The sequence below is a fragment of the Campylobacter sp. JH32 genome (assembly GCF_017846535.1).
In the GTDB taxonomy this organism is placed as follows: Bacteria; Campylobacterota; Campylobacteria; order Campylobacterales; family Campylobacteraceae; genus Campylobacter_D; species Campylobacter_D coli.
On record NZ_JAEQBS010000002.1, the window covers coordinates 1 to 22,513 of the forward strand.

General features: G+C 30.6%; 24 protein-coding genes and 2 pseudogenes. 22 read left to right on the forward strand and 4 right to left on the reverse strand.

The window, feature by feature from the left end:
- The 7 genes and pseudogenes from KAR67_RS09865 to KAR67_RS01335 all read left to right on the forward strand — a co-directional run.
- A pseudogene (locus KAR67_RS09865) lies at positions 1-90 on the forward strand (tRNA 2-selenouridine synthase); the annotation flags it as partial.
- Between the two features lie 506 nt (positions 91-596).
- Positions 597-782, forward strand: a complete 186-nt coding sequence (locus KAR67_RS09540; protein ID WP_225982069.1) for a hypothetical protein — start codon at positions 597-599, stop codon at positions 780-782.
- 177 nt (positions 783-959) lie between these two features.
- The gene (locus KAR67_RS09545) at positions 960-1,124 is read left to right on the forward strand and encodes a hypothetical protein (protein ID WP_223212464.1); all 165 of its coding nucleotides are present in this window, start codon (positions 960-962) and stop codon (positions 1,122-1,124) included.
- 357 nt (positions 1,125-1,481) lie between these two features.
- The gene (locus tag KAR67_RS01320; RefSeq protein WP_131235521.1) at positions 1,482-2,414 is read left to right on the forward strand and encodes a hypothetical protein; all 933 of its coding nucleotides are present in this window, start codon (positions 1,482-1,484) and stop codon (positions 2,412-2,414) included.
- 11 nt (positions 2,415-2,425) lie between these two features.
- Positions 2,426-3,223, forward strand: a complete 798-nt coding sequence (locus tag KAR67_RS01325; protein WP_131235502.1) for a hypothetical protein — start codon at positions 2,426-2,428, stop codon at positions 3,221-3,223.
- Positions 3,213-3,950 carry a hypothetical protein gene (locus KAR67_RS01330; protein WP_002803398.1) on the forward strand — a complete coding sequence of 246 codons (738 nt, stop codon included), beginning with the start codon at positions 3,213-3,215 and terminating at the stop codon, positions 3,948-3,950. Before KAR67_RS01325 ends, KAR67_RS01330 begins: the two co-directional genes overlap by 11 nt.
- Positions 3,951-3,991: 41 nt before the next feature.
- Positions 3,992-5,282 (forward strand): annotated as a pseudogene (locus KAR67_RS01335) (hypothetical protein).
- Between the two features lie 4 nt (positions 5,283-5,286).
- Here KAR67_RS01335 and KAR67_RS09805 read toward each other — a convergent pair.
- Entirely contained in the window at positions 5,287-5,409 is a 123-nt protein-coding gene (locus KAR67_RS09805; protein ID WP_002776829.1) for a hypothetical protein, read from the reverse strand.
- Between the two features lie 148 nt (positions 5,410-5,557).
- On the opposite strand from KAR67_RS09805, the gene KAR67_RS01340 reads away from it, so the two are divergent.
- Entirely contained in the window at positions 5,558-5,932 is a 375-nt protein-coding gene (locus KAR67_RS01340) for a YbgC/FadM family acyl-CoA thioesterase (RefSeq protein WP_002776830.1), read from the forward strand.
- Here the strand turns inward: KAR67_RS01340 and KAR67_RS01345 are convergent.
- The 3 genes from KAR67_RS01345 to KAR67_RS01355 are packed head-to-tail and all read right to left on the reverse strand — an operon-like array spanning position 5,924 to position 8,201.
- Positions 5,924-7,120: a hypothetical protein gene (locus tag KAR67_RS01345; protein ID WP_002776831.1), complete on the reverse strand. Its 1,197-nt coding sequence runs from the start codon at positions 7,118-7,120 to the stop codon at positions 5,924-5,926. The genes KAR67_RS01340 and KAR67_RS01345 overlap by 9 nt on opposite strands.
- A complete protein-coding gene (locus tag KAR67_RS01350) occupies positions 7,117-7,725 on the reverse strand; it encodes a uracil-DNA glycosylase family protein (RefSeq protein ID WP_002776832.1) in 609 nt (202 codons plus the stop codon). The genes KAR67_RS01345 and KAR67_RS01350 overlap by 4 nt, the downstream gene beginning before the upstream one ends.
- Positions 7,722-8,201 (reverse strand): GNAT family N-acetyltransferase, encoded by a 480-nt coding sequence (locus tag KAR67_RS01355; protein ID WP_002809968.1) that lies wholly within the window; start codon positions 8,199-8,201, stop codon positions 7,722-7,724. The genes KAR67_RS01350 and KAR67_RS01355 overlap by 4 nt, the downstream gene beginning before the upstream one ends.
- Before the next feature lie 138 nt (positions 8,202-8,339).
- Between KAR67_RS01355 and rpmH the strand changes: the two genes are divergently transcribed.
- The 14 genes from rpmH to KAR67_RS01425 all read left to right on the forward strand — a co-directional run bounded on the left by rpmH (position 8,340) and on the right by KAR67_RS01425 (position 22,480).
- Positions 8,340-8,474 carry a 50S ribosomal protein L34 gene (gene rpmH, locus KAR67_RS01360; RefSeq protein WP_002776864.1) on the forward strand — a complete coding sequence of 45 codons (135 nt, stop codon included), beginning with the start codon at positions 8,340-8,342 and terminating at the stop codon, positions 8,472-8,474.
- Positions 8,471-8,797 carry a ribonuclease P protein component gene (gene rnpA, locus KAR67_RS01365; protein ID WP_002776865.1) on the forward strand — a complete coding sequence of 109 codons (327 nt, stop codon included), beginning with the start codon at positions 8,471-8,473 and terminating at the stop codon, positions 8,795-8,797. Before rpmH ends, rnpA begins: the two co-directional genes overlap by 4 nt.
- The gene (yidD, locus tag KAR67_RS01370; protein WP_072212086.1) at positions 8,794-9,138 is read left to right on the forward strand and encodes a membrane protein insertion efficiency factor YidD; all 345 of its coding nucleotides are present in this window, start codon (positions 8,794-8,796) and stop codon (positions 9,136-9,138) included. Before rnpA ends, yidD begins: the two co-directional genes overlap by 4 nt.
- On the forward strand, positions 9,135-10,730 hold the full coding sequence (gene yidC / locus KAR67_RS01375) for a membrane protein insertase YidC (RefSeq protein ID WP_002776868.1): 1,596 nt from the start codon (positions 9,135-9,137) through the stop codon (positions 10,728-10,730). Before yidD ends, yidC begins: the two co-directional genes overlap by 4 nt.
- Positions 10,731-10,734: 4 nt before the next feature.
- Positions 10,735-11,586, forward strand: a complete 852-nt coding sequence (locus KAR67_RS01380) for a Jag N-terminal domain-containing protein (RefSeq protein WP_002788570.1) — start codon at positions 10,735-10,737, stop codon at positions 11,584-11,586.
- Entirely contained in the window at positions 11,579-12,907 is a 1,329-nt protein-coding gene (gene mnmE, locus KAR67_RS01385) for a tRNA uridine-5-carboxymethylaminomethyl(34) synthesis GTPase MnmE (protein ID WP_052778954.1), read from the forward strand. The genes KAR67_RS01380 and mnmE overlap by 8 nt, the downstream gene beginning before the upstream one ends.
- A 10-nt stretch (positions 12,908-12,917) precedes the next feature.
- A complete protein-coding gene (purL, locus tag KAR67_RS01390) occupies positions 12,918-15,104 on the forward strand; it encodes a phosphoribosylformylglycinamidine synthase subunit PurL (RefSeq protein ID WP_002788572.1) in 2,187 nt (728 codons plus the stop codon).
- Positions 15,101-15,871 (forward strand): DnaJ family molecular chaperone, encoded by a 771-nt coding sequence (locus tag KAR67_RS01395; protein WP_131235501.1) that lies wholly within the window; start codon positions 15,101-15,103, stop codon positions 15,869-15,871. Before purL ends, KAR67_RS01395 begins: the two co-directional genes overlap by 4 nt.
- A 115-nt stretch (positions 15,872-15,986) precedes the next feature.
- Positions 15,987-17,519: a bifunctional phosphoribosylaminoimidazolecarboxamide formyltransferase/IMP cyclohydrolase gene (gene purH, locus KAR67_RS01400; RefSeq protein WP_002805852.1), complete on the forward strand. Its 1,533-nt coding sequence runs from the start codon at positions 15,987-15,989 to the stop codon at positions 17,517-17,519.
- Positions 17,520-17,613: 94 nt separating this feature from the next.
- Complete coding sequence (locus tag KAR67_RS01405; RefSeq protein ID WP_002793730.1) at positions 17,614-19,206, forward strand: methyl-accepting chemotaxis protein; 1,593 nt, start codon at positions 17,614-17,616, stop codon at positions 19,204-19,206.
- Positions 19,207-19,215: 9 nt separating this feature from the next.
- Entirely contained in the window at positions 19,216-19,653 is a 438-nt protein-coding gene (locus tag KAR67_RS01410; protein ID WP_002776884.1) for an META domain-containing protein, read from the forward strand.
- A 96-nt stretch (positions 19,654-19,749) separates the two neighbouring features.
- Positions 19,750-20,727 (forward strand): agmatine deiminase family protein, encoded by a 978-nt coding sequence (locus KAR67_RS01415; RefSeq protein WP_002776887.1) that lies wholly within the window; start codon positions 19,750-19,752, stop codon positions 20,725-20,727.
- Entirely contained in the window at positions 20,724-21,611 is an 888-nt protein-coding gene (locus tag KAR67_RS01420) for a cation diffusion facilitator family transporter (protein WP_052780865.1), read from the forward strand. Before KAR67_RS01415 ends, KAR67_RS01420 begins: the two co-directional genes overlap by 4 nt.
- A complete protein-coding gene (locus KAR67_RS01425) occupies positions 21,608-22,480 on the forward strand; it encodes an N-carbamoylputrescine amidohydrolase (RefSeq protein WP_002782288.1) in 873 nt (290 codons plus the stop codon). Before KAR67_RS01420 ends, KAR67_RS01425 begins: the two co-directional genes overlap by 4 nt.
- The last annotated feature ends 33 nt before the right edge of the window (positions 22,481-22,513 follow it).

The following is a 22,513-nucleotide window of genomic DNA, read 5'->3' on the forward strand; positions in this document are numbered from 1 at the left end:
CGTAAAAGTGCAGGCGGAGGATCTTTTCATTATTTTACCAATGGTAAATTTATAAAAAGTGATGAAAAATATACAGGACAAAGTTACTGATGAATCCTAAAGAACTTATCTCTCAAATCAAAGACTAAAAATATAAACTATAAAGGATAAAAATATATGAAAAAACAAGCTCTATTATTTTAATGATAAAGAAAAAGTTATACTGCTGAATATAACTTATAAACTATATCTTAATTTTAATAAAATAGAGAGTCTAAGGAGATAACCCATGACATACATATTACTTCTTATTATAATTTCTACTATTCTTTCTTATCTTATATTAAAATTTATTTATAAAATCATCTTTAAATCTACAAAAAGCGTTTCAAGGTTTTTAGTCTTTCTTGGAAGCATAGGCTTAATTATAATGCCTTAGGTATATATACAGGAAAAAACGATCGCTCCATAAAACCTCTTGTTAATACTCTCTATTTTTATTCTTATCTTTTAGAATTAGATGCTAACTATAACAAAGTTAAAGATAAAAGCCTTAGTGAGTGTATAGAGTATCTTAATCATTTTATGAAAAATATTAAATTTATACAGAAACTTTTGTGTTAAAAAATAATGCTACTAATAAAAATAGCTCTTTTGGGTTCAATAAAAACCATCCAGAAAAGATTAACCACTTTGAGTATTCTCTTTCATTAATAGTCACTATAATGCAAGAAACCAATGGTATTTTAGAAGAGCTTGGAGATAGTTATTATACAAGTTATAAAGTTCCTATTATTAGTTAAACAGAAATTATAGATTTTATTTTAAAGGTGTAAGAAAAAGAAAAATATATTTTAATTCTTGATAAAAATGATTTTAATAAATACAGAAAAGATTGTTCCTTTATTAACAATCAAGAAAATTTAGCCCATAAAATTGCCATTGGGGAATTTAGAATTTTCATTGCAGTTTATAAAGATATGAAATGTCTTGAAAATATTAACAATATAACAAAAATATATGGATATAATTCAAAAGTTTATAGGCTAAAAGATCAAATTTGGGATGAGCGGTATTTAGGTGGAGTTTGTAAAATATCGCAAGCTTTATATTTTAGTGGAAAAGCCAAAATAGGTATTATTTAGGAAAATTATGATAGGTAGAGACTTTTTATATTCTATTCATAAAGATAAAAAAGTATTTATTTATTTTGTGAAAATAAAAGCATCATTGATTGTCAAAGCATTTATGAAGAACTTTATAAATTAGAAGCAACGACAGATTTTACTTTTGAAGAACTCCAAAGCTATCAAGCTTATATCTTCCTAAACTCCACCCTCCTTACAGGCTCCACCGAACTTCCTAATAATCCTTTTTACTTTGGAGAATTAGATCAAGATAATCTTATAAAACAAGATATACCCGGTTATTATTTTTCTCCTAAAGATGAAGGCAGTGGTTTAGGAAGACTTAGTATCTTTTATAAAAATGATGAACTTTGCTTGCTTAATTATTCTATTGTAGAAAATTCTTTAAATATCAAATTAGAATGCTTAAGCAAACAAAGCTTAGAATACAAAGATTTAATTTCAAACACTCTAAAAGAACAAAAAACCACACAAGTAGATAAAAAACAAAGCATAGCCAAACTTCACGCTCTTTTAGAAAATCAAAACCTAGAATGTATCCATGGAGGCAAAGTCATACTTAAATCAAACAAAGGAAAATCCTTTAAAAGTGATGGTATCCCTATAATGCTAGAAAGTGATTTATTAAACTCTAGTATAGTAGCTTGTCCTCACACTATAGCTAATGTAAGTTATCCTTGTACTAAGGTAGTGGATATTAAAGGCTCCTTATCTCAAAAGAAAGTAAATGGAGAATACGCTATATTACAAGAACTCATCTCAGCTTGTAAAACAGATAAAGGCTTTGCTTTAAAAGTAAGCTTTACCCCTACTAAGTTTAAATTTGATCACAGCTTTGATCCTGAGGAGGGCTTAGGAGAACAAAGCAAAAATCAAATAGAGTTAAAAGAAGCTAGATTAAGAATGTATTATAAAGAGCACAAATATCAAAAAGACAATCTTTTCACTAATTTATATCTAAACGATACCCTATATCAAAACGAACAAGGTTTAGATAAATTAGAATTATCTAAAAATGATTTATTCAATCTAAATGATATTAATGTACTAAATACTCTTAAACAAGACTTTAGTAAAGATTATGAATTTAAAGAGTGTGAGATTAGACTTGGTATGCATTTGTTAAAATTAATCTTTGTTATCCCCAAAAACATTGCCAAAGTTTATAAAAGTGCTTATAAAGAATTTAAAAACAAAGATCTAGGAGTAGGGTATTTTACACAGCTACATGAATATGATAAAGATTATAGAGAAAATGAAAACATCATCCATCATAGAGTTTTTTAGCTCCTGCTAAAATGCAAAAGATTGGTTTTGAAATTGCAAAAGGTTTAGATGAGTGGCTTGATAATGAAAATGTGTGTCGCTTTAATGTTTATACTAAGGATTATTTTAACGCAAATGATAAAGATATGCTTATAAGTGATAATATAAAAGATGATACAAATACCACACAAGCTCACACCAATGAAAACTATAACAATACTCAAGAAATCATCCCTGATAATGTTATAAGAATACAAACACAAGATGGTAGTGGAGAGTTTATTGAGATAATATTTGATGAATTTAAAGAATGGGAAAAATCATCAAGCGGAGCTATAAAGCCTTTATTTACCCCATTAGAAGGTATAGTGGAAGATATTTCAAATTCACTTGAAAATGTCAGCATTATCGGTGATGCCTTAGCAATGCTTGGTGCAGTGAAAAATCCTAAAAATGCAAAAAATATTATTAAGAAAAAATCCAAATATGCCACTAAACAAGAAGTGATAGAGGTGTTAAAAAATAAATACAATCTTAAGACTTCTAAAGAATTAGGACTTGGTAGAAGCAAGAATATTTTCTGGGTTAAGGATAATAAACAAATAAAAGAAATTTGGGAAGAGATTACAGATGGGGCAGACATATTAAAAGATATAAATCAAGATAAACTTGGAGGTACTATAAAAATGAGAAAATTAGATGATCAAACTATTATACAATATAAAAAAGCTTCTAAAAGTGGAGGTGAGACCATAGAGGTAATTTCTAATAAACCAAGAGGAAATCTTAGAACAATACATATAGAAAATGGGGTGAAAAATGAAGTATAATTATATCAAATGGAATAAAGAAGAAAAATGTGCTATATTTTTTCCTGATATAGATTATAGCTTATGGAAGAAAACACAATTAAAAGAAAATGCCTACAATAATCCCTCTTTAATTATATCTTCTTGCCTGATAACAAAAATGGATATTTTAGAGTTATTTGAGTATTATATTTTATTTATTTGTGGAAAAAGCATGGGCGTATCAAGATGGGAATGTAATAATTTAATTTTATTGGGTACTTGTAACATTGACAATCTTAGCAACCCTTTCTCTTTAAATACACCCAAACCTACCTATATAAGTGAATATATAAACATCTTAGGACAACTATTCTTAGCAGGATATATAGACTTTGGTTCTTATTGCGATGAAGAAGATAGAAATAAAATAGACTATCCCTCAAACTTATCTTATTATAAAGAAGATAAATACCAAGCTTGGATATATTTTAGAGATAATTTCTTTTATCAAGACAAATTTATTAGAGATTTGGACGATCCTGAAACATTAGACGAGGGTGGATATAGTCTTATTTTAAATGATGTTTCTTGGGATACACCACAATATTGGTCACAATACAATATCTGGGTAGCAACAACCCCCAAAGGCACAAAATACTTTAATGAAATTTTAGCTCCTAAATTTTACAACAAATACAAAGATTTAGAAGTAGAGATTGATGATAAGGGTAATATTATAAGATGGATAGGAAAAATTAATAGATGAGTTTATTTGGATTTTACATTGGATTTTACGAAGGATAAATAATGAGCGAAACTTATGAGATTTATACACCCGATGGATTAACATTAGATGTGGAAAAAGATACCAATAAAATACTATTTAAAGAAAATATTAAACCCACAGGCAATTATACCGAAGAATATTCCAAAGCGGTTTTTAAATCTTATTATATTATGAAAAACTCCCCCTACAAAGACTATCAACCCAAGTATCTAGATCCTAACTTTTATACAGGTAAAGCTTCTACTTTACTTGAATTTACAGAATGGCAAAGCATATATTTAAAAGATCCTATCAAAGGAAGCATAGCTCCTTGGACTAAAGCAGAAAAAGCTTATTATAAATCTTTAAAAACTAAAAGAGAAAGATATAAATATCTAATTATAAGAAGTGGTATAAGAAGTACAGTTATAGATATACCCTATGATGCTTATGCTAATGTAGATGAAAAAGGATATTTAATCAATGAAGAATACGCCTATATTTATGATGAAGTTAACAATAATAAAGAAACCTTAAAATCTTCTCTTTTTAGACAAGAATGGGGTATAGCAGCAGGAATACTAGGAAAACCTGAATATTTTGTGCGTTCTAAAAATCATGGCTTTAATGCCAGAATGATACAATGTTTTATTTTATATATTCAACTCACAGGTGGAGGATATGAAGAATTAGGTATAAAAAGAGGAATTTATAATTATGCTGATAATCTTTTAGAAATAGGTATAGGTATGGCAGGGATACATAAAAAAAAATCCTTTAAGGGCTAAATTGGTAAAAGAATTAGCTAAAACTATACAGCCTAATGAATTTGGTATGCTACCTTTTATAGATGAGATTATGGGAGCAGATTGGGTGATTGATTTAAATAAATATGATTTTGCCTATGATGAAGAAGGCAGAATCATTTGGGCTTTATATAATGATATTGAAAAAGGTAAATTAAAAGATCCAAGAGATGTGGATTCTACTCCTGAAAGTAGAAATGAATTTGATGATGCTATGGATGGATATAGAAATGGGATGAAAACTAATTTTGATGTAGATATTAGAAACGAAAGAGATGAAAGATCTGCTAAACTGACTATGGATACCCTAATATTAAGTGCCAAACTCGCAGCCCTCACTCCTCCTCAAGGCTATCCTAATGCCCCTTATTATTTTACGCCTGAAAGATTGGAATGGATTTATAAAAGAGGATATTTAGACAAACTCCTTGATCCAAGAATCCCTGCTATTTATAGATATAATTTCCCAAAGGAGCTTAGAGCTAAGATACTAAAATTTGGTGAAGAAAATGGCATTAAAGATTAAAAAATCACTCAAAATCTTTAATATACTTTTCCAATGCTTTTAGGGTAAGATTCTCAAAAAGAATCTTATCTTCTTTAATATTGTTTTGTATGGCAGCTTCAAGATATCTTAAAAAGTAAAACTGCATTTTAATTTTAATTTTTATAATAATGTAAAGCTTGATTACTTTTTAAATATGGATAAAATTTCATTTAGATATGTTTAAAATTAGAAAAATTTAACATATTTTTTGATACATTAGTTTTTGATTGAATTTTTGACAAAAGGATTCTAAAATGAAAATACGCATATATTATGAAGATACAGATGCTGGAGGAGTAGTGTATCATAGTAATTATTTAAAATTTTGTGAAAGAGCAAGAAGTGAAATTTTTTTTGCTAAAAATGCACCGATTTTTGATGCTAATAAGGGACATTTTTTATTAACAAAAGCAAATTGTTTTTTTATAAAGTCAGCTAAACTTGGTGATATTATAGAGGTTAAAACAAAGCTTTTAAAAATAAAAAATGCTTCAGTTGATATTGCGCAAGAGATTTATAGAGATGAGATTTTGCTTTTTAAGGTTGAACTTACCCTTGCGTATATTCAAAATGAGAAGCCTGCTAAGATAGATGCGGGAATTAAAAAGCTTTTTGAAGAATTATTTTAATTCTTCAAAACTAGCTTTAGATCCTTTCATGAGGCGAACTTTATATAAAATTTGAGAATTTTGAATTTTTTCATCAAAAAGGCTATCGCTTTTGGTATTTAAAAATTGAGTGTAAAAATAATCTGTTCCTATGCTCGTAGCATATGCTATCCAGTTGTAATCTATGCTTTGATTAAAAATTTCGTTTAGATATGATAGATTATCATCGTGATTATCAATAGAATTTGCAAGAATAAAATTTTTACGGTCCCCTTCTTGAGTAAGACTTAGAAATGTAGAATTATAATTGATTTGAGTTGATAAGAGCACAAAAGGTTGGATGTTATATACGCGTAATTGAGAGCTTATAAGTGCTGTTTTGATTAAAGGAGTGTTGAGAAATATTGAAGCATTATTTAAACTGCCTTGCGAGCGTAAGAGTCTATAAAAATCAAGTTTTTCTCCCTCAACACGATAAAATCTTGTATTTGCATTTTGTTCAAGTACGCGAGAATTTAAATTACTCGAAAGCATAGATCCATCGCTAAAGGCTGCTATATCGGAATTTGCCTTGTTTAAAAGTGCTAACACTTGAGCATCATAATCTATGCTTCCAAAGATTATATTTTTGTTTAAATTTGAAAAAGAAACATTATTTTTATGAAGAGTAGGGATGAAAATTTTCATATCTCCTGAATAATCTTTTAATTGATTCACGCCTTTAAGTGTTAGTGCAGCAATAGCGTATTGATAGCCTTGAGCTTGAACTTGCTCGAGTGTTGAACGAATTTTATCATTGTCTTCTGTGCCGGTTAAAAAAACTTTAACTTTAATTTCGGCCCTTTGGCTTAAAAGATAGGCAATGCTTGAGTTGATTATGGTATTAGAATAACTTTTTATAGTTTTTTCAGGTATGATGATGGCAAGCTTTACAGAAGTGATTTTTTGTAAATTTTTGTCAAAATCCGTAATAGAATTTAAAAGTTTGGCATAAATATTTGATAAAAATTGATCATGTTGATCAACAAATTCGCTCAAAAAACTAAGATAAAGCCTTGCTTCTAAAAGTTCTAGTAGGCAGTTTGAGTCACATTCTTGTGTGCTTATTTTTGGATAAAAATTTTCAGCAGGTTTAACATCGACTAATTTTTGCTCCTTGGCAAAAACAAAGCCAAAGCATAAACATAAGATTAAAAATATTTTCTTCATAAAAATCCTTTAATTTTTTTTAGATCTTGTATAAAAATTTTTTCACAGCTTGGATTTTTTTCTATAAATTCAAGCTCAAAACTTGCCATTATAAAGAAATTTTTATAAGCAAAGATTTCTCCTCTAAGAGCGTTAAAGTCTGAAAAACCCAAGCTTTTAAAAGGATACTCACCTAAACAAAGAATCATTTTAGGCTGGACAAGTTCTAACTCATTCCAAAAAAATGGCAAGCAAGATTGTAGCGAAAAATCATCAAATTTTCCATTAGAAAAACATTTAAAAAGATAAGAAAAATAAAATTCTTTCTCGCAAAGTCCTAAAATTTCTTTGAGATAAAATTTTAATCTTTCTCCTTTTTTTGAATTTAACAAAACTCCTTTTTCATTTTCATTTTTATGCGCTAGTGTATCAACGATCATAAGAGAGGCATTTTTTATCTCGTTTTCCATAAGCGTAAAGCAGCGTGATTTGGAAAAATGACACAGAGTACATTCTTGAATGTTTTTTCTTAAATCTTTAAAATTTTCTATTTTTGAATGGAGTTTTAAATTTTCATCCGTAAAATCATAACCCATGGCCTTTAGATAATGTAAAGTTCTTATCATAGCTCACAAAGTTTTTCTAAATTTTCTCCACTTAAACGATAGTTACGCCATTGTTTTAAATGCTGCGCTTTCAAACCCTCATAAAAATTTATACCTAAAATATTTTCATTTAAACACACCCAATCAAGTCTTTTTAAATTCTCTTTTTTGCATATTTGTCCCAAAAATTTAAAAACTGCTCGCCCATAGCCTTTCTTGCGAAAAATTTTTCTTATGTAAATATCTTCTAAATAAATTCCACCATTTCCCAAAAAGGATGAAAAAGTATAAAAATAAATCATATATCCTATGATATTTTCATCTTCTTTAAGTAAAAATGCTCGGGCAAATTGATTATCAAATAAAGAAGTTTCAAGTTTTTCTTTTGAACATTGTAAAGAATCTTCCATCTCTTCGTATTGCGCAAATTCTTTAATCATTTCAAGCAAAATATCCAATTCTTCACGCTTGAGTGTTGTAATTTCAAATTTTGGCATTTTTTAAATATTCCTTTGTTGATTTGATTTTGCAAATTTATCAAAATAAAATAAAAAATACTCTTAATTAAAAGCAATTTATAAGTAAGATTAAGATAAAATACAAGCTTATTTTATATTTTTTTAAGGAAAATTGAAATGAAAAGAACTTATCAGCCACATGGTACCCCAAGAAAACGCACTCATGGTTTTCGCGTTCGTATGAAGACTAAAAATGGTCGCAAGGTGATCAACGCAAGACGCGCTAAAGGTAGAAAAAGACTCGCTGTGTGAAAACTTTTGGTAAATTCAGCGAAAACGAAGAATTTTCAGCCGTATATAAAACAGGTAAAAAGTGGTATTGCGATGGCATTATCATCTTTTATCTTAAAAATGATGAGCAAAAAATGGCAGTTGTTGCTAGTAAAAAAGTTGGAAAAGCAGTGATTAGAAATCGCTCAAAACGTATTTTAAGAGCTTTATTTACTCAATTTGAAAACAAACTTCAAAATGGAAAATATATTTTTGTTGCCAAAAGTGAAATCACTCAATTTCCTTTTTCTAGATTAGAAAAAAATCTAAAATGGGGATTAAAAAAACTAGAATGTTTAAAATAGTATGTTTAAAAACTCTTCGCTTTTATCAAAAATTTTTAAGCCCTTTAAAACCCCCTGTTTGTAGATATTATCCCACATGTTCAGAATACGCCTTTTGGCAATTTCAAAAAAGAAATTGTATTCTTGCATTTTTTTCAAGTTTTTTTAGAATTTTAAAATGCAATCCTTTTTTTAAAGGGGGATTTGACTATCCAAAAATTACTAAAAATATTACTTCTTGTAATCTATGTTTTAAGCCTATTTTTTTGGCGCAAAAACAGCTTTATTTTTTATATATACCCCACCATCAGGATAAAAGTTTTTATCTTGTTAAAATTATCTTTCAAAGGACAAATAAGTGAATAATTCGAATAATATTTTTCAGCAAAAACGCATTCTTTTAGCTGTAGTTATTTCTTTTTTATTTTTTGTTGTGTATGATTATTTTTTTATACCTAAGCAACAAATAAAATTAGAGCAAAACATTACTACTACACAAGCTGATTCTCAAAACGCAACCAATATCAATGCTCCACAACAAAATCCACAAGCGAATTTAAATGTAGCTGCAACTAGCAATACAATACCTCAAGATAAAATCATTGCCGATATTAAAAGCGAGCATTTTGAAGCGCAGATTGACTCTTTAGGCAGAATTGTAAATTTTTATCTTCAAGATAAAAAATACCAAAATGAAAAAGGCGAAGCTATCAATCTTATAAGCAAAGGAAATTTGCCTTATCCTTTAGAGATGCGTTTTAGCGATCCTGCTATCAATACGCAAGCCTTTAGCGTGCCTTATGCTGCGGATATGAGTGAAGTTTTTATCGATGAAAATGGCAGTAAGACACTAAAACTTACCCAACAGCTTTCAGATTTAATTGTTGAAAAGAAAATCACTTTTTATTCTAAGGGTAATTACGATATTGAAGTTAAATTAAGTAAAAATATAAATTATTTCATAAGTCCAGGTTATCGTCCAAGCATAGCAGTAGATAGCTATACAGTTCATGGAGCTTTGGTTATGGATGATCAAGAAACCATCCATACTTATGAAGATGGCGATATGGACAAGGATGAGAATATTAAAAATGCTTGGATGACTTCGGCTTTTGATAGATATTATGCTGCCTTCTTTTATAATTTTGAAAAACCTTTAAATGTAACTATCAGTAAAGATGCTCAAAATAATCCTTTGGTATTTGCGATGAGTGATAATGAATTTAAAGCCGGTGGTTATATGGGCCCTAAAGAACATGTGATTTTAAGATCTATAGATCCGCGTCTTGAAGCTGTTGTAGAGTATGGTTGGTTTACTTTTATAGCTAAGCCTATGTTTGAATTTTTAAATTTTTTACATAATCATATAGGAAATTGGGGTTGGGCTATTGTTATAATGGTTTTAATTATTCGTATAATTTTATTCCCATTAACCTATAAATCTATGATTTCCATGAATAAACTTAAAGACTTAGCACCTAAAATGAAAGAATTAAGAGAGCGCTATAAAGGCGATCCTCAAAAAATGAATATGCATATGATGGAGCTTTATAAAAAACATGGTGCAAATCCTATGAGCGGATGTTTGCCTATACTTTTACAAATTCCTATTTTCTTTGCTATTTATCGCGTATTACTCAATGCTATAGAGCTAAAAGCTGCCCCTTGGGCGTTTTGGATACACGACTTATCAGTAATGGATCCTTATTTTATTTTACCTATTTTAATGGGTGTAACAATGTTTATACAGCAATTAATCACCCCTATGACCATACAAGATCCTATGCAAGCAAAAATTATGAAATTCTTGCCTATCATTTTTACCTTTTTCTTTATTACTTTTCCAGCGGGTCTTACTCTTTATTGGTTTGTTAATAATCTTTGTTCTTTGGTACAACAATGGGTAATCAATAAAATGTTTGCAAAAGAACATCATAAAAAACAAGCGGAGTGAAAAAATGAGAGTTGAAGCAAAAGATCTTCAAAGTGCATTAACAGAAGCTTCAAAAAGCCTTGAATGCTCGGTTATAGATTTAGAATATGAAATCATTCAGTATTCCAAAAATGGATTTTTAGGCTTTTGGCGCAAAAATGCTATCATCGAAGCTAGAGCTAAAAAACAGCCTTATAGTAAAAAAAATTCTAGAAAAGATTTTAATGCGTCCAAAAATGATGTTCATAGAAATTATGAAAAACCTTACCGCAAATTCGATGATAGAAGTAAAATAGACAATAAAAAAGAATTTGAAGTAGAGGCTAGAGAAGTTAAACCTAAAGAGAAATATGTTGTCAAAAGCGATGGAATTTTTGATAGCTTTCACAAAGAAAGCGGAGGAACTCGCAATAAGGAAGATATTTTAGATGAAATTCGCATACAGCTAGAGAATTTATTAAAAGCAACTTGTTTTAATATCTCTTTAGTGGAGTTAAGAATGTATGATGAAGAAAGCGTTTTTATCCGTTTAGATGGTGATGATGCAGCCTTGCTAATTGGTAAAGAGGCTCATCGTTACAAGGCTATTTCTTATCTTTTGCATAATTGGATCAACCTCAAATACAATCTTTTAGTTCGTCTTGAAATTGCACAATTTTTAGAAAATCAAATTCAAGGAATGCAAATTTATCTTCAAGGTGTAATTGAAAAAGTTAAAATCAATGGAAGAGGTCAGACAAAACCTTTAGACGGAGTTTTGATTAAAATTGCTTTAGAAAAATTAAGGGCTGAATTTCCAAATAAATATGTAGGTATCAAACAAAACAACGATCAAAGATATGTTGTAATTAACGATTTTTTTAAAAAAGATGAATGATACTATAGTAGCTATTGCAACTGCCCATGGAGTGGGTTCTATCTCGATTATAAGATTAAGCGGGGAAAGAGCGCTTGAAATTGCTTTAAAATTAAGCAAAAAAAATGAACTTTGCCCCCGCTATGCAACTTTTACAAAGCTTTTTAATCAAAAAAATGAATTCCTTGATGAAGCCATAGTGATCTATTTTAAAGCCCCTTTTAGTTTTACAGGTGAAGATATAGTTGAATTTCAAGTGCATGGTGGTTTTAGTGTAAGTGAAATTTTGCTTGAAGAGTTGATAAGCTTAGGAGCAAGACTAGCAGAACCTGGAGAATTCAGTAAAAGAGCTTGTTTAAGGGGTAAAATGAGTCCCTTAAAGGCTTTAAATATACAGGATTTAATCTTAGCAAAATCTGCAAATGCAGCAAAGATTATCGCAAGAAATATGCAAGGAAGCTTGGGAGAACTTCTTGATAAAATTCGCACAGATTTGGTAAAAACTTTAGCTTTTGTGGAAACGAGTATTGATTATGCTGATGATGATTTGCCTTCTGATTTACTAGAACAAATTAGCACAATGTGTGAAGAAAATTCTAAAATTCTAAAAGAAATTTATACACTTTCAGAAAGTAAAAAAGGATTGATAGAGGGTTTTAAAATCGCTATTGTGGGTAAGCCTAATGTTGGAAAATCTTCTCTTTTAAATGCCTTGCTTTCTTATAAAAGAGCTATTGTTTCTGATATAGCTGGAACGACTCGTGATACCATAGAAGAGAGTTTTAAACTAGGTACGCATCTATTGCGTATTATTGATACTGCAGGAATTCGAGAAAGTAAAGATGAGATTGAGCAAATCGGTATAGAGCTTAGTAAAAAGAGCATTGAAGATGCAGATATTATCTTAGCTATTTTTGATAATTCAAGAAAAAAAGATGAAGAGGATGAAAATATTTTTAAGCTTTTAAGTCAAAACGATAAAAAGATTTTTTATCTTTTAAATAAAAGTGATTTAAAAACTCAATTTGATAAACCTTGTGATATTGATTTTATAGAACTTAGTGTTCAAAACGATATTCAAATTTTAAAAGAAAAGCTTGAAAAATATTTAAATTCGCTAGATAGTGATGGATTTTTAGTTAGTTCTATCGCTCTTATTAATGCTTGTAAAATTTCAAGCGAAGCGATTTTAAGGGCTAAAGAATTACTCAGTGAAAATTCTTTAGAGTTGTTTGCCTTTGAGTTAAATTTAGCCATTGGCGAACTTGCAAAATTTACTAAAGATTTCGATAGAAATGAAATTTTAGATGAAATGTTTGGTAATTTTTGTTTAGGAAAATGAAAGGATACAAATGGACAAAGAAACAATAAAAGCACATAAAATCAGCGATGAGGAATATGAACAAATATTAGAAATTTTAGGGCGTGAGCCAAATTTACTTGAACTAGGTGTCATTTCTGCGATGTGGAGCGAGCATTGTTCTTATAAATCCAGTAAAAAATATCTCAATGGTTTTCCAACCAAAGCTCCTTGGGTGATTCAAGGGCCAGGTGAAAATGCAGGGGTTATCGATATAGGTCAAGGCATGGCAGCCGTTTTTAAAGTAGAAAGTCACAATCATCCTAGTTTTATAGAGCCTTTTGCGGGTGCGGCTACAGGAGTAGGGGGAATTTTGCGTGATGTTTTCACCATGGGTGCAAGAGTGGTTGCAGGGCTGAATTCTTTAAAATTTGGCGATATCCATGATGGGAAATGTGGCAAACATCAAAAATACCTTGTTAAAGGGGTTGTAAGTGGAATTTCTCATTATGGAAATTGCATGGGAGTGCCAACTATAGGTGGAGAATGTGCTTTTGATGAGTGTTTTAATGGAAATATTTTAGTCAATGCTTTTGCTTTGGGTATTTGTAAAAGTGAAGATATCTTCTATGCTAAGGCCGAAGGCATAGGAAATCCTGTGATTTATGTAGGCTCTAAAACGGGCCGAGATGGGTTAGGTGGAGCTGTAATGGCAAGTGATAGCTTCAATGAAGAAAGTAAAAGTTTAAGACCTACTGTTCAAATTGGCGATCCTTTCAGTGAAAAACTTTTAATGGAAGCTTGCTTGGAGCTTTTTAAAACAGATTATATTGTAGGTATTCAAGATATGGGTGCAGCAGGACTTACTTCAAGCTCTTTTGAAATGGCAGGAAGAAGTGGTAGCGGTATGAAGCTTTATCTTGATCAAACTCCTATGCGAGAAAGCGGTATGACGCCTTATGAATTAATGCTGAGTGAGTCTCAAGAAAGAATGTTAATTTGTGCTAAAAAAGGCTATGAAGATAAGGTTATAGAAATCTTTAAAAAATGGAATTTGGATGCTGTGGTTATGGGCGAAGTAACTGATACTGGAAAAATGGAGCTTTTTTGGCATGATGAGCTTGTAGGGCTTATACCTATTGATCCTTTGAGTGAAAAAGCGCCGATTTTGGATCGTCCTGTGAGTGAACCAAAGTATTTAAATGAAATTAAAGATTATAACTTCACGCTTAAAATGTCTCAACAAGAGCTTTTTGAAAAAATGCTAAAAAATGAAAACATTAACAACAAAGCCTTTATTTATGATCAGTTTGATTCTAGTGTGCAAACAAATACTATAAAAGCAGATGGAGCTTTAGGTGCGAGTGTGATACGCATCAAAGAAAATGGTGCAAGTGTAGCAATGGCTATAGAGTGTAATTCGCGTTTAAATTATGTAAATCCTAAAACTGGAGCCGCTTTAGCAGTAGCTTCAGCAGGAAGAAAAGTTGCTTGCACGGGGGCTAAGCCTTTGGCAATAAGTGATTGTTTAAATTATGGAAATCCGCAAAATCCTGAAGTGATGTGGCAATTTGCACAGGGTTGCGAAGGCATTAAAGAAGCTTGTAAAGAGTTAAATACCCCAGTAGTAAGCGGCAATGTTTCACTTTATAATGAAACTGAAGGTGTTAGCATATTTCCAAGTCCAACTATAGTTAATGTGGGCGTTTTAGAAGATGCAAATAAAACCCTAAAAGCAAATTTTGAAAAAGAAAATACTATCGTTTATCTTTTAGGTGAAAGTTTTGGAGAATTTGCGGCTTCAATGGCTATGAAAATACAGGATAAAAAGGTAGCAGGTAGTCTCAAAGAGCTTGATTATAAGGCTGAACTTGCACTTTGGAATTTGCTTTATAAAGCCAATCAAAATTCTTTACTTGAGTGTGCCAATAGCGTAGGAATAGGGGGTATTGCTATGACTTTAGCAAAAATGTTTGCTATTTCTAGTATGGGTGCAAATTTAAATAGTGGCTTTAGTGATGAAAAAATGATTTTTGATGAAAGTGCTAGTCGTGCTATCGTAGGCCTTGATAAAGAAAATGAAGAAGCATTTTTAAAACTAGCACATGAATTGGGTGTAAAAGCTACAAAACTAGGTTTTAGCACTAAAGAGCAAAGTTTTAAACTTGATAGTATAAATTTAAGCAAAGACGAACTTAATAAACTTTATTTTGATAGCTTTAAAGAGCAAATTCAATGATATTTGTTTTAATTATTTTAACTATCTTAGTGTTTTATTGGTATTATAAAACTTGGGGAAAGCAAGATTTTTTAAATTCAGCCACGCGAGGAGCCAAAGGTTTTGCTAAAGGCTTTGCTCGCGGAGTTATGGAAGAGAGGATAGATGAATTTAAAAGGTGTATAAATTACTATGTCATCGCACTTTTGGCAAAGATAGCAAAAAGTGATGGTAGGGTAAGCGAAAATGAAGCAGAAATGATCAGTCAAATTTTAGATGCAAACGCCAAAGACGAAAGAGAAAGGGCTTTTTTAAAAGCAAGCTTTAATGAGCATAAAGAAAATATCCACGATGCTTTTTATGTGGCAAAGGATTTTTTAAAAGAAGTTCCTTTACCGAAAAATGAACGCTTTAATGTGCTTCGCGTACTTGTGTTTATGGCCTTGGTTGATGCAGATTTTAGTGCAAAAAAGCGTGAAATTTTAGAGCAGATTGCAAAAGCTTTTGATATTGCAAAAAGTGAGCTTGATAATTTTATTGCGAGTATTTCAAATTTAAAAAGTACTAAAAAAGAACTAAGCCTTGATGAGGCTTATCGTATTTTAGAGCTTTCAAATAATGCGGATTTAAACGCGGTAAAAAAACAATATAGAGCTTTAGCTAAAAAATATCACCCTGATATTTTAAATGCAAACAATGTCAGCGAAGAAGAGCTTAAAAAAGGTGTAGAAAAATTTCAAAAAATCAACGAAGCTTATGAAAAAATTAAAAAGCATTTAGAAAAATGATTTTAAAAGAAAAATATTTTCCTTTAAGAATCTTATCTAAGAATGAGTGGACTTTATCTAGTATAAATTAAATTTATAAAAATATTTCAAACGAAATTTAAAAAAAGGAGTGAATATGAGAGCGTTATTAAGTGTGAGCGATAAAGAAGGTATAGTAGAATTTGGAAAAGAACTTGAAAATCTAGGTTTTGAGCTACTTTCAACGGGCGGTACTTTTAAGCTTTTAAAAGAAAATGGAGTAAAGGTTGTAGAAGTAAGTGAATTTACAAAAAGTCCTGAGCTTTTTGAAGGGCGCGTAAAAACTTTGCATCCAAAAATTCACGGCGGAATTTTACATAAAAGAAGCAATGAAAGTCATATCAAGCAAGCAAAAGAAAATGGAATTTTAGGCATTGATTTAGTTTGTGTAAATTTATATCCTTTTAAAAAAACCACTATAATGAGCGATGATTTTGATGAAATTATAGAAAATATCGATATAGGCGGCCCTGCGATGATAAGAAGTGCGGCTAAAAATTATAAAGATGTGATGGTGCTTTGCGATCCGCTTGATTATGAAAAGACGATTGAAGCTTTAAAAAAGGGTGAAAATGATGAGAAATTTCGCCTAAATTTGATGATAAAAGCTTATGAGCATACGGCAAATTATGATGCTTATATTGCAAATTATATGAATGAAAGATTTAATAGGGGGTTTGGAGCGAGTAAATTCATAATAGGTCAAAAAGTTTTTGATACAAAATATGGCGAAAATCCACATCAAAAAGGAGCTTTGTATGAATTTGATGCCTTTTTTAGTACCAATTTTAAGGCTCTAAAAGGCGAGGCAAGTTTTAACAATCTTACTGATATTAATGCAGCTTTAAATTTAGCAAGTAGTTTTGATAAGGCTCCTGCTATTGCTATCGTAAAACATGGCAATCCTTGCGGTTTTGCGATAAAAGAAAATTTAGTACAAAGCTATATACATGCTTTAAAATGCGATAGTATAAGTGCTTATGGAGGAGTGGTTGCTGTAAATGGAACCCTTGATGAGGCTTTAGCAAATAAGATCAATGAAATTTATGTAGAAGTGATTATCGCAGCAAATGTAGATGAAAAAGCTTTGGCTGTATTTGAGGGTAAAAAGCGTATTAAAATCTTTACTCAAGAAAGTCCTTATTTGATTAGAAGTTTTGATAGCTATGATTTTAAACATATTGATGGGGGCTTTGTATATCAAAATAGCGATGAAGTGGGTGAAGACGAGCTTAAAAATGCCAAGCTTGTAAGCCAAAGAGAAGCAAGTCAAGTAGAAATTCAAGATCTTGAGATTGCTATGAAAGTTGCAGCTCTTACAAAATCAAACAATGTTGTTTATGTAAAAAATGGCGCTATGGTAGCCATAGGAATGGGTATGACAAGTAGAATCGATGCAGCAAAGGCAGCGATCGCTAAAGCTAAAGAAATGGGGCTTGATTTGCAAGGTTGCGTTTTAGCTAGTGAAGCCTTTTTTCCTTTCAGAGATAGCATAGACGAAGCAAGTAAAGTAGGGGTTAAAGCCATAGTAGAACCAGGTGGAAGCATAAGAGATGATGAAGTGATACAAGCAGCAAATGAGTATGGTATAGCGCTTTATTTTACAGGAGTGAGACATTTTTTACATTAATTGAGTGTGTTAAAATAAGATATAATTTATATTATTTAAATAATTTTAAACAAAAATAAAGTAAAATAAAATAAATTTTTAAAGAAAGAAAAAAATGTTTAGAACTATAGGTTTTAAAGTTTCTGCGGCGATTTTTGTTGTTTTGGTGTTGAGTTTTATTGCTATGCAATTGATTTTAAATTTAGACTTTAAAAATACCGCAGATAAGATGAGTAAATCTAATTTAAATACCGTTAGTTCTTCTGTCTTTCAAACCATGAGAATGGCTATGAATTTAGGTGATCCTGAAAAAATTCAAGAAGCTATTGAAGATGCTAAAACGATAGAAGGTATTAGTGATATTAAAATTTACCCTTCGAAAGAAACCATAGAACTTTTTGAGATTAAAAACCCTAAAATTTCACAAGAAAAGCTCATTATAGATCAATTTACACAGCCTAATTTAATTTCTTTAGAGCAAAAGCTTGATAATATTAATCACCTAAGGCTTATTCGTCCTTTGATCGCAGATGAGAGTTGTATAGCTTGTCATGCCAATGCAAATTTGGGTAGTGTTTTGGGTGTTATGGATGTATATCATTCTTTAGAAAACATAGAAAAAGATATTGCAAAAACGAGTAGATCTTATATAGTGATTTTTACTATAGCTTTAATTTTTACGCTTGTAGTGGTACTTTTTGTGCTTAAAATGGTTGTAGGAAATCCTATTATGGAACTTTTAAGCCATGCCAAAGAATTAGCACAAGGAAGTGGGAATTTAAGAGCTAGGATAAGGGTTAAAGGGCGTGATGAAATCGCTAAAGCATGCGAGTATATTAACCAATTTATAGAGAAAACTCAAAAAACAGTAAGCAGTGCAAGTCTTAACTCCAAAAATGTAGAAAAACAAAGCATACTTTTAAATTCTAATGCTATAGAGCTTAATGAAATTTCAACTTCTAGTCATCAAAAGATAGATTCTAGTTTTAAGCTAGGCGTTGATATAGGGGCGGATTTGGATGAAATATCTAATCTTTCTAGCGATGCAAATAAAGCAAATGATAAATCTTATCAGCTCTTAGATCAGATGATACACTCACTTCTTGAAATTGATAAAAAAGTAAGTGATTTAGTGCAAAATGAAAACAACTTGGCACTAAAAATTGAAAATATGGTCAAATATGCACAAAATATACAAAAAGCTACACAAATGATGGGCGAAATAGCAGACAAAACCAATCTTTTATCTTTAAATGCAGGTATAGAATCTGCTAGAGCGGGTAGTTATGGTAAAGGTTTTTCTGTCATTGCTGAAGATATTAGAGCTTTGGCTAATAATAGTGAGGAATTTTTACACAATGTAGAGCTTATAATCAAAGAACTCCTAGAGAGCATACAAGAGGTTACTAAGGAACTTAAGGAAAATTCTCATAGTATTTTTTCACTCAATGAAAATACCCATTTGCTTGCAAGTAGTGCAAACGAAGTAAAACTTTGCAATCAAAATTCTAAAAATCTTGTGACCCAATGCACTCAGAGGATTAAAATTTCGCAAGAAAATATTCAAAATTTACTTATACATATGCGAGAAAATGTTGAAGCAAGCGGTAAAAATGAGGAAATCTCTAAAATTCTACTTCAAGTGGCAGATGAGTTAAAAATAGTGTGTCATAATTTAGAAAGTGAATTGAGTCAATTTCAAATTTAAAGGAAAAATATGAAAAAAACTTTGCAAATTGTTTTAGCTGCAGCTTTTTTTGCTGGTTGTGCTAGCACTTCTGTAAATTCAAAGTCAACTTCTAAAATCAGCAATGAATTTATGCAAAATCAGCTTTTTGAAATAGATAAAATCGTAGTTAATGGTAAAACCTTTGATCCTAAAAATGCTGAAGAAAACCCAAATATCAGTTTTGAAAATAATAAATTTTATGGTTATGCAGGATGTAATCGTTTCTTTGGTTCTTATCAAAGTAATGAAAATACTTTAGAAATTCAAGGAGATCGTGTCGCTTCAACTCAAATGCTTTGCCATCCTTTGGATGTTATGGAATTTGAAAATGCTTTTCTTTCAAATTTTAAAGGAAGTTTTACAATTTCAAATAAAAATGGCAAATTAATCCTTAACAATGGCGAGATGGAAATATTCTTTAAATAACATGCCACACTCCTTAGTTAGGAGTGTTTTTCTTCGACTTGACAAAAAACTAAAAAATGATACAATTATAATTTTATTATCAAAAAAGGTAGTTAAATGATAAAATCAATTCCCGAATGGAGTGAGCAAGAATATTTAATGCTTTCTTTACCTCATGAAAAGAGCGATTGGAAGCCTTATTTAGGAGAGATTATACAGGCTTATAAGGATTTTGTTAAAGCAGCAAGTGAATTTCAAAAGGTTTTACTTATCGCTCCTAGTAAAAGCGACTTTGCTCCATTTGAAAATATAGCAAATGTAGAATTTTTTGTATGTGATACTAATGATACATGGATACGCGATTTTGGTGCTATTGATATTTTAGAAGACAATCGTTTAAAAGCTCTTGATTTTACTTTTAATGCTTGGGGAAATAAATTTCAAAGCGAACTAGATAATGAAGTAAATTCTAAACTTTTTAAAGAAAAATTTAATGAAAAGCTTACAAAAATCGATTTTATTTTAGAGGGTGGAAGTATTGATTTTAATGGCGAAGGCGTAATGCTTACAAGCTCCAATTGTCTTTTAAATGAAAACAGAAATTCTCATTTAGACAAAAGCCAAATTGAAGCAAAATTAAAAGAAATTTTTGGCTTAAAACAAATTATTTGGCTAGAAAATGGTTTTATAAAAGGTGATGATACAGATCATCATATCGATACTTTAGCAAGATTTATCGATAAAAATACTATAGCGCATTCTATTTGCGAAGATGAAAAAGATGAGCATTATATACCCTTGCAAAAGATGAAAAAAGAACTTGAAGCCACAGGGTTTAATTTAGTAGAGCTACCCTTGCCAAAGCCTTTGTATTATGAAGAAAGAAGACTTGGAGCCACTTATGCAAATTTTGTTTTTGTAAATGATGCCTTGATTATGCCTTTTTATAAGGATGAAAATGATGAAATCATAAGGCAAAGATTGGCTAAGGCTTTACCTAAACGCAAGATTATAGGCGTAGATGCAAGAGTGTTTTTACGCCAAAATGGCTCTTTACACTGCTCTTGTCAAAACCGCTTCAAGGGTCTAAGATGAATTTACAAAAAAAGGCAACGCTTATAGCAAGTTTATGCGCTATAGTATTGGCTTTGATTAAATTTGTAGTGGGTATAATAAGCGGTTCAGTAGCTGTACTTTCAAGTGCGATTGATTCTTTGATGGACTTTGCAATATCGGCTTTTAACTTTTTAGCCTTAAAAAAAAGTTCTCAAAAAGCAAACGAAAATTATAATTTTGGTTTTTCTAAAATCGAAGCTTTAATGGGACTTTTAGAAGGTGTTTTCATCGTATCAGTAGGGATTTTTATTTTTTATGAAAGTATTTTAAAAATTTATTATAAAGAAGAAATTATTAATTTAAATGCAAGTATTTATGTAATGATTTTTGCTTTAATACTTACTTTTCTACTTGTACTTTTTTTAAATCATGTAGTTAAAAAAACTAAAAGCTTAATTATAGAAAGTGATGCTTTACATTATAAAACAGATTGCTTGACTAATGCTTTTACTTTAGCAGCTTTAGTTTTGATTTATTTTACAAATTTGCATATTATTGATGCGATTTTTGGCATAGTCGTGAGTCTTTATACTGCATTTTCTGCTTTTAAAATTATTAAAAAAGCTTTAGCTTTTTTAATGGATGAGGCTTTGCCTAAGGAGCAGGTTAATCAAATTTGCGCTTTAATATCTAGTAATCCTGAAGTGATTTCTTATCATGAGTTAAAAACGCGTAAAACTCCAAATTGCAATTATTTAAGCGTTCATTTGGTGTTTTGTCCTATAATTTCGCTTTTAAGCGCACATAAAGTTTCAGATGAGATAGAAAATGGTGTGCGTGAAATGTTTAATGGGGAAAAATGGGATATACAAATTCACCTAGATCCTTATGATGATGAAGAACAAGAAAGGCAAAGACAATGAAAATTGCACTAATTCAACAAAAATTTCATTTTACTAAAGAAAAAACCATAGAAAAAACTTGCGAATTTATCGAACAAGCCGCCAAGCAAGGAGCCGAGCTTGTTTGCTTAGGAGAGCTTCATCAAAGCGAGTATTTTTGCCAAAGTGAAAATGTAGATTTTTTTGATTTGGCAAATGATTATGAAAAAGATGTGCAGTTTTGGTCGAGTATAGCAAAGAAGCACGGTGTAGTTTTACTTACTTCACTTTTTGAAAAAAGAAGCGCGGGGCTTTATCATAATACTGCTGTAGTTTTTGAAAAAGACGGAAGTATAGCAGGAAAATATCGCAAGATGCATATACCTGATGATCCTTGTTTTTATGAAAAATTCTATTTTACCCCAGGTGATTTGGGTTTTGAGCCTATAAATACAAGTTTAGGAAAGCTTGGAGTGCTTGTTTGTTGGGATCAGTGGTATCCTGAAGCAGCTAGACTTATGGCTTTAAAAGGAGCTCAAATTCTGATTTATCCTACTGCTATTGGTTGGTTTGACAAGGATGAAAAAGAAGAAAAACAAAGGCAACTTGGCGCTTGGCTAGGGGTTCAAAAAGGACATGCTATTGCTAATGGTTTATATACTATAGCAGTCAATAGAGTGGGTTTTGAAGAGGATAAAAGTGGTGTAGAAGAGGGGATAAGATTTTGGGGAAATTCTTTTGTTTTTGGACCACAAGGTGAAGAAATTTGTATTTTAGATAGTGAAAATGAATGCATAAAGCTTGTCGATATTGACTTACAAAGAAGTGAAAATGTGCGTCGTTGGTGGCCTTTTTTACGCGATAGACGCATAGAGTATTTTGGTGATTTATCGAAAAGATTTATTGATTAAAAATTTAAAAAGCTCTTTAATAAGGGCTTTTTA

What these genes read in the sequence shown, in the direction of transcription:
- KAR67_RS01340 (WP_002776830.1), top strand. Translation starts at nt 5,558, where the DNA reads ATGAAAATACGCATATATTATGAAGATACAGATGCTGGAGGAGTAGTG.
- mnmE (WP_052778954.1), top strand. Translation starts at nt 11,579, where the DNA reads ATGAATGATACTATAGTAGCTATTGCAACTGCCCATGGAGTGGGTTCT.
- KAR67_RS01345 (WP_002776831.1), bottom strand. Translation starts at nt 7,120, where the DNA reads ATGAAGAAAATATTTTTAATCTTATGTTTATGCTTTGGCTTTGTTTTT.
- KAR67_RS01425 (WP_002782288.1), top strand. Translation starts at nt 21,608, where the DNA reads ATGAAAATTGCACTAATTCAACAAAAATTTCATTTTACTAAAGAAAAA.
- KAR67_RS01330 (WP_002803398.1), top strand. Translation starts at nt 3,213, where the DNA reads ATGAAGTATAATTATATCAAATGGAATAAAGAAGAAAAATGTGCTATA.
- KAR67_RS01405 (WP_002793730.1), top strand. Translation starts at nt 17,614, where the DNA reads ATGTTTAGAACTATAGGTTTTAAAGTTTCTGCGGCGATTTTTGTTGTT.
- KAR67_RS09545 (WP_223212464.1), top strand. Translation starts at nt 960, where the DNA reads ATGAAATGTCTTGAAAATATTAACAATATAACAAAAATATATGGATAT.
- purH (WP_002805852.1), top strand. Translation starts at nt 15,987, where the DNA reads ATGAGAGCGTTATTAAGTGTGAGCGATAAAGAAGGTATAGTAGAATTT.
- KAR67_RS01415 (WP_002776887.1), top strand. Translation starts at nt 19,750, where the DNA reads ATGATAAAATCAATTCCCGAATGGAGTGAGCAAGAATATTTAATGCTT.
- KAR67_RS01420 (WP_052780865.1), top strand. Translation starts at nt 20,724, where the DNA reads ATGAATTTACAAAAAAAGGCAACGCTTATAGCAAGTTTATGCGCTATA.
- KAR67_RS01355 (WP_002809968.1), bottom strand. Translation starts at nt 8,201, where the DNA reads ATGCCAAAATTTGAAATTACAACACTCAAGCGTGAAGAATTGGATATT.
- rpmH (WP_002776864.1), top strand. Translation starts at nt 8,340, where the DNA reads ATGAAAAGAACTTATCAGCCACATGGTACCCCAAGAAAACGCACTCAT.
- KAR67_RS09805 (WP_002776829.1), bottom strand. Translation starts at nt 5,409, where the DNA reads ATGCAGTTTTACTTTTTAAGATATCTTGAAGCTGCCATACAAAACAAT.
- KAR67_RS01350 (WP_002776832.1), bottom strand. Translation starts at nt 7,725, where the DNA reads ATGATAAGAACTTTACATTATCTAAAGGCCATGGGTTATGATTTTACG.
- KAR67_RS01380 (WP_002788570.1), top strand. Translation starts at nt 10,735, where the DNA reads ATGAGAGTTGAAGCAAAAGATCTTCAAAGTGCATTAACAGAAGCTTCA.
- purL (WP_002788572.1), top strand. Translation starts at nt 12,918, where the DNA reads ATGGACAAAGAAACAATAAAAGCACATAAAATCAGCGATGAGGAATAT.
- KAR67_RS01395 (WP_131235501.1), top strand. Translation starts at nt 15,101, where the DNA reads ATGATATTTGTTTTAATTATTTTAACTATCTTAGTGTTTTATTGGTAT.
- KAR67_RS01325 (WP_131235502.1), top strand. Translation starts at nt 2,426, where the DNA reads ATGCAAAAGATTGGTTTTGAAATTGCAAAAGGTTTAGATGAGTGGCTT.
- KAR67_RS01410 (WP_002776884.1), top strand. Translation starts at nt 19,216, where the DNA reads ATGAAAAAAACTTTGCAAATTGTTTTAGCTGCAGCTTTTTTTGCTGGT.